The organism is Bradyrhizobium sp. (genome assembly GCF_035652035.1).
In the GTDB taxonomy this organism is placed as follows: Bacteria; Pseudomonadota; Alphaproteobacteria; order Rhizobiales; family Xanthobacteraceae; genus Bradyrhizobium.
This window is the reverse complement of sequence record NZ_DASREO010000110.1, coordinates 35,951-42,703: the sequence shown is the minus strand read 5'-3', so window position 1 is coordinate 42,703 and position 6,753 is coordinate 35,951. Positions and strand designations below refer to the sequence as shown.

The 6,753-nt window shown below is 56.2% G+C and carries 2 protein-coding genes and 1 pseudogene; 1 reads left to right on the top strand and 2 read right to left on the bottom strand.

Annotated elements, in window-relative coordinates; translation table 11 throughout:
* Together VFB05_RS30955 and VFB05_RS30950 are read right to left on the bottom strand one after the other, a co-directional pair.
* A partial coding sequence (locus VFB05_RS30955) for a helix-turn-helix domain-containing protein (RefSeq protein WP_325019776.1) occupies positions 1-657 on the bottom strand: 657 nt, incomplete at its 3' end.
* 160 nt (positions 658-817) lie between these two features.
* Positions 818-1,487, bottom strand: a pseudogene (locus VFB05_RS30950) (ATP-binding protein).
* Between the two features lie 1,828 nt (positions 1,488-3,315).
* Between VFB05_RS30950 and VFB05_RS30945 the strand changes: the two are divergent.
* The gene (locus tag VFB05_RS30945) at positions 3,316-5,832 is read left to right on the top strand and encodes a patatin-like phospholipase family protein (protein ID WP_325019772.1); all 2,517 of its coding nucleotides are present in this window, start codon (positions 3,316-3,318) and stop codon (positions 5,830-5,832) included.
* Positions 5,833-6,753: the final 921 nt, after the last annotated feature.

Here is a 6,753-nt window from a genome sequence, read left to right as displayed (position 1 = left end):
GGCGTTGGGACTGGCAAAGGGAACGCCATTGTCGGAGCGGATGGCAAGCGGCAGGCCGCGCTCGCGGAACAGGCGCTCGAAGGCGGCTATGGCGGGATCCTCGCGCGTCGAGTCGAGCGCCTCGCAAAGCAACAGGAAGCGCGCTGCATGATCGCTGACGGTCAACGGGAAGCAGTAGCGGCCATTGCCGAGCTTGAACTCGCCCTTGAAGTCGGCGCACCAGAGGTCGTTGGGAGCCAGCCCCTGTGACAGCGGCGTGCCGCGCGCGCGGTGGCGCGGCCCGCCGCCGCGCTTGACCAGGCCATGACGATCGAGCACCGCATGGATGGTACTTTTGGCCGGAACTTTGATGTCGCCATCGAGCCGCCGTACCAAAAGCTCGCGGATCTTACGCGCGCCCCAGTGCGGCTTTCCGGTCTTGAGCTGGACAATGAGGGTCTCGACCTGCCGCGGGAGCTGGTTGGCATAGCGTACTGGCCGCCGAGAGTGATCGGTAAGCGCCTCCAGGCCGTGTTGCTTGTAGCGATCGAAAATCTTGTAGCCGGTTTTGCGCGATATGCCGAACTCCCGGCAGACCTCGGTCATGGCTTCCCCATCCAGAAGCCGGGCGACAAAGCGAAGGCGCTCTTCCATTACCGAACTCGCTTTCCACGGCATCCACACCTCCCGCAGAACAAAAGCGGAAAGTGTAACCCATGTGTCCGGTACGTTCTGTCACCTATGTCTCGGGCCGCTCAAAAGTGTTCAGCGCGGACCCACGCTGGTACGTGGTGCAGCAGAAGCACGAGCCGCCCAGCCCGGTCGTGAATGGGCGTGTTCACCGGCTGCCAAGGGCGTTCGACGAAGATCCCGTCCGGATCGCGGACGTCGCAGCGCTGGATCGCGATGGCATGCGGCCGACCGGCGGAGGGCCGTCACCGGCGGGCGGCGCCTTGATGAGGTCGCTCTTCCGTTTGGCGCGGAGCCGGTAGCTGTCGCCGCGGATCGTCAGCACGTGGCTGTGGTGCAGGAGCCGGTCCAGGATCGCGGTGGCGACCACCGGATCGGCGAACACAGTCCCCCATTCGGCAACGCTGCGGTTCGACGTGATCAACATGGCGCCGGTTTCGTAGCGGCGGCTGACAAGCTGGAAGAACAGATGCGCCGCGTCGGGCTCCAGCGGCAGGTAGCCGAGCTCGTCGACAATCAGCAGCTTTGGCTTCGCCAGCGCGAGCAGTCTCTCGTCCAGGCGCCGCTCGCCATGCGCCTTGGCGAGGCCAGCGACCAGCGTCGTCGCCGCGGTGAACTGCACCGTGTAACCAGCCAGAATCGCGCGGGATCTCGCGCTCGCACAGCAGGATCAGCGTCTCACGCGCCGACAGGTTCGCACGAGCTGCCTCGTCGAGCAGATTGTCGAGCTGGTCGCGGATGCCGGAGAGTTGCAATCGCGCCAGCATAGCGTCAAGCCGATCGATTGGTACTTCGGTAGCCTTCATTGTGCGCGCCATCAGAAGCTCCCTCCGATCGCTGCTTCGTATTCCGCAGGAGGACGCAACAACGAGGGCAGTGGAGAAGGCGCCGGCACTGTCGGTGTCGCGATTGCCGGTCGGCAAACCGCGCCGTTGCGACCGGCAATCCCGTCGAGGTGGGCGGAATCGACGATCCGCAGCCGGCGCCCCTGCGATTGCTAGCGCGCAGGTTTCGAAAGCAGCAAAGCTGGAAGACCGACGCAGCGCACCTCTGGTACGTCCTTCGAGCTCAATGTCGGCAACAAGCCAAGTATCTGCAAGCTCACGGGAGATGTGCTATGGCACGGGTGCGGGTAACCGTCACCTAATCAATACGGCAAAAACAGCGCTATAGCCATGCACGGGATCGCGATCAACGCTGTTGACGCGTATGAGCGAGCACGCACTACCCTATCCTCACGAACCATTGCAAGGGTGAGTAGAGGCACCAAGGCAAGAGCGATGTACACGCTAGCGGTTACGAGGCCACGCCCCAGACCCAAATCTAGTCTCAAGTTTATCGGGTACTCCACGAAATGGGCCACATCCGACAATTGGAGGATCAGATGCGTAGCGAGAGCGAGCATCCAAACCTCGACCAAGCTCGCTGAACGCACCGAAAAGAAGCGGTTAGCACTGAATTGGATAATGAAAGGCGTAAGCCCGGCAATCCAACAGGCTGCGTCATCAACGCTAAAAGAGCCTTGTGCAGCGGCTCGACAAAAAACGAACATTGCTTCGGAAAAAAGGCCCGCGACTAGCCAAGGAAGTCCATACGGACCTGGGCTACGGAAAGCGCTCTCCGCGGGCGAGCCTCTGTGCGGCAGAGTGTGTGCGATGGCCATTACGCAGTCATGTTACAAACCAGACCGATGCAGTAAACCGAAACTTGATTAACATTCTGTCAATCGCGCTTCCAGTACCGCCTCTCCCTGGGAAATTGAAGATCAAGGGGTGCTCCCAGGTCATTGGTCCTAAAGAAGCTTCCTCCGTCGACGTACTGTATCGATACCTTGAGGCACGCGTATCCGACCTCGTTTGTAGTGTAGGACCTAATCTCAGTCTCACGGTCGATTTTGCCAATTATTGGGCTGGCAACTGCCGGTTGGATGAAATGGATGCGACTCCAAGCGGCTTGAAGTGAGGTGTACGAGCCATAGTCGACCACATCTTCCGTGGAAGAAAATTGCGAACGGTTGCTGTAGTGCCGACCAAAGCCACCTGGGTCATCGTCGGTCTTCTGCCTACAGTCCTTTCCGAACGCCGTATGAAATCGTTCTAACTTGGCGAGCTCATTGCGGTCGTAGTTGGTGTAGCCGTAGTCATGGAAACCATCGTAGACTTCGCCCGAAACAGAGGATACGGAAACGCTTGGATTACAGGAATTGTAACCGCGTCTCACCAAGGCAACGCGACGAGCAGAAGCATTTGTTATCTGGCCAACCCGGCCGGTTTTTATCACTACAACCCCGACACGAGGTTGGCCGGTGAGGTCTTTCACTACGTGAATACCCTCCAGAGTCGTCGGTCCTGACAGCCCCAAGTCAGTCGGACTAGTAAGCTCCCGCCACCTCGAGCCGACGCGGACATAGGTAAGTCCGTCGACCAGTTCGTCCGGACTTTTACCCATAGCCCTGGCCAGATCGGCACAACTTTGTGCTGACAAAGGTTCACTGAAGGCACAAACAGCGATCACAGCACACGCGAAAACTTTAGGATGCAACATCGCGCGTCCTCCGTTTCAACCACAGGGATAGTCGATCACAAATTTCGCTTTAGTCAATAGAGTTATTCAGTCTATGCTTCACCGACAGGCGGAGGGAGCGAAATGTCGAGCGGCTTTGGATGCAAGCGCCGGTGGGTCGGCGCTGATGGTTTTGCTGAAATTCTCGCGCGAGAGCACGAGAGCATCGAGAACCGCACAGGAAGCCGCTCGAAGAAAATCTGGACCGGCGTTTCGCTTTCCGGCGGAGGAATACGTTCGGCTGCTTTTTGCCTGGGTGCGCTACAAGCATTGGCGCGTTCAGGAGTACTTTCTCGAATCGATTACATTTCCACGGTTTCCGGTGGCGGTTATGTCGGAGCAGGCTTGCAATGGCTGCTTTGTAGGGATCCAGGGAGCGACGCCGGAAAACAGCACTTTCCGTATGGAGTGGATGCTGACTTAGCCGTCCATCCTTTGAAAGGACAGAGCAACCTTCAATATCTGCGATGGCACGCCAACTATCTTGTTCCGGGCAGGGGTTTTGACATCTTTTCGGCTCTGACAGTCGTGGTTCGAACGGCCTTCTTGAGCGTCGCTATTTGGTTCCCCCTGATCGTCTTATTCTTCTATGCCCTTCAACTGTTAGCGTCTCTTATCTTCGTGCATATAGGCGCAACCTACGTCGCGGCGAACCTCATTCCTTCCAGTATCATGACTCCAAGTTGGACCGGCGATTCGGCCTGCTTTGTGAAGCTTGGGGACGAGAAGCATCTATGGCCTGACAAGCAAGGTTGCATCTCGATATTCTACGGAGCTAGCTTCTATATCGGCTGCATCGGCATCATGTTGCTTGCGGTTCTATCGCTATTTGTAGCGTTTATCAGTGTAACAAAATTCCCAGAGCAACTGACAAAGCGATTCGTACTGGCCGCGGTCACGTTGGGCGTTATTGGAATTCTGCTCCTTGCTTTCGAGTTCGTGCTTCTCTCTGACCTGTTAGACAGGCTGCAAAGTCCTATTCAAAGCCTGAGTACGAGGATAACAGTCTCCGATTTCATCTTCGCTGTAGTCCTGCTTACGCTTGGATCGATCAGCCTTATTCCATCCCTAAATCTCTTGGGTATGTTGATATTTGGAGAAACCTATAGAAATGCTGACTACAGTCTCCGAAGAACCTGCGAGGTGGTCGGAGGCAAGCTCCTAAAACTCACCGTGTTTGCAATTGTGTTTGCGAGCATACCGGCTGCCTACAAATACGTATTTGGCCTGACGTCCATACCTATCAGCGCCGTGTCTACGATCTCCGGCTTGATCACGGCCTTAATGGGTCATCTGTCTCAATCCAAACAAATCATTTTTGGCGCTGTAACCCAGGTTGGTCTGTCCATCGTTGCCTGCGTATTTCTCTACAGCGTAGTGTTGCTTGGGTACCATGTGAACGTCGTTCTCTATGATCCGCAGTTGATCGCAGTCCACTACAATTATGGCCTCATTGCTGCTGGCGTGGTCGTCCTTTCCATCATCTTCGGAGTTTCGTCGAACTCAAATACAACTGGTCTCCATCGTTTCTATCGCGATAGACTGATGGAACTATTCATGCCCTCCGAGAAGAGCACGTTAGAGGGTCGATCCACATTTTCATTCCGGGCTGATCGGTTGTCGGTCTCGGATGCATGGCAGCAACGGCGTCAAAAGTCCGTCGGACTTTTTCCGATCGTGAACTGCAACGCAATCCTCGTGAATGATCGCAACCCAATGCTTTCGCGGCGAGGTGGCGCGAGCTTTGCGGTCACGCCGCTTCACATCGGTGGTCACGAGCATGGTTGGGAGACCCTAGAATCCTATGAGTGGAAGAACAGACAAGTCTCGCTAGCTACGGCCGTTGCAGCATCGGGAGCAGCGGCAGATGCAAACTCTGGATACGCCGGCGCCGGCATCACTCGAAACAGGGCCGTTTCGCTGGTTTTGACGCTTTTCAATATCCGGCTCGGGGTATGGCTCCGCCGCCCCTCCAGTTCGCCCAGAATAAATTTGCTGAAGCCTACACCATTTTTTCCAAACCTTTGGTATGGCCCCCTCTCAAGGGGCTACACCGCGCGAAGTACATTTGTCGAGATTAGTGACGGTGGACACTTTGAGAATCTTGGCGTGTATGAACTCGTCCGCCGAAAGGTTGACTTGATCATTGCGCTCGATGGCGAAGCCGATCCAACCACTGCCCTTCCCGCGCTAGTGAACTTGTCTCGCAGGATCGAGGAGGACTTCAGCGCGACAATGGACTTTGACACGAGTCCTGATGCGATTATGCCTTTCCGGTCCGCTGCACCACGTTACCCAAATGACGCACAGTTTGCATCGCTTCCATGTGTCAAAGCAACGATTCGTTATGCCAACGATCCTAAGCGCGCTACGACCTTAATTTACGTGAAGGCATCTCTGATTGAGGAGACGCCGTTCGGCGCGCGCGGATATCGTGCGCAACACCCGGAATATCCAAATGAATCGACAGCTAACCAATTTTATTCACCGGAACAGTTCGATGCGTATCGTGAGCTAGGAATCGCGTGCAGCTCCAAAGCGATAAAGCTGCACTGGCTAGATATCAAATCGATCCTCCGGCGGCGACAGCCTACCGCCTGAAGTCTGCGGTCGCGCTATCACCACCCTCTCGAAGCGTCCCGTTGCGCAGCCAAGAGTGGCCTAGACAGGTCATCTTAATCGCCGTGGAAACGCGAGCCTAGAAAGGCGCGCGTGCCTGATCCCTTCGAGAATGGTCCCGCGAACTGGGACGCTAGGTTTGTCTGCGCGTGCTGTGTGGGTTCTCGCAAGAAGCCTCAATAGATCTTCTTCGTCTCGCCATGGCGGCGACTTGAGCCACGATGTTCGCAGATCGAATGTTGTGGAATTTTGGCGACTGATAAGCTTTGCGATCAAAGCTTATCAGTCAGCCGTTCGATCTCCACTTTTATGCTTTTGTTCTCGTCGATGTCTTCTTGGGATCGGCAGCGGACATTCGGCAAGAGCTATCCAATCATGGGGCATGATCGCTTAGCTACGCAGAGCATTTTCGAGATCATCAAGAACCAGCCTGGCTGCTGATGACAGAAACGATCGAACTTGGAGAAATCTCTATCGCGGTGACGCGGAAGGGGATCAGAACGTCCACCTTTCTGTTCACGCGGCTCACGTCGGCGCTTGTCTTCAGCGGCCACGCGGAACAGGATCGCATCAATGCATTGAAGCTGTCGCAACGCAACGTCGGATCATAGGTGAGAGGGGCGCCTCACCTTATAGGGGACAGCGTCCGTGCGTGCCCGTGGTCGTTCATCGAATTGTGTGGATGATGAAATTGTGCCGCTGATTTGCCCGACGAGGCAAGCTTTCGGTCCAACCCGCCGGCTACTTTGCATGGGGTTGTTTTCGATATTTTTGGCGCCAGCTACGGCGAACCGGCGCGACGGCACCGTCCGGAAGAGGCGCAGGCTCTTCAGGCTGTTGCCCGTGGGTTTTGTCTGGAAAGGTCGAAAATTCCCGATCTTTCAATGGGGATTGGCTGACACT

Coding starts and splice junctions, on each gene's coding strand:
- VFB05_RS30945 (WP_325019772.1), top strand. CDS start 3,316: ATGTCGAGCGGCTTTGGATGCAAGCGCCGGTGGGTCGGCGCTGATGGT.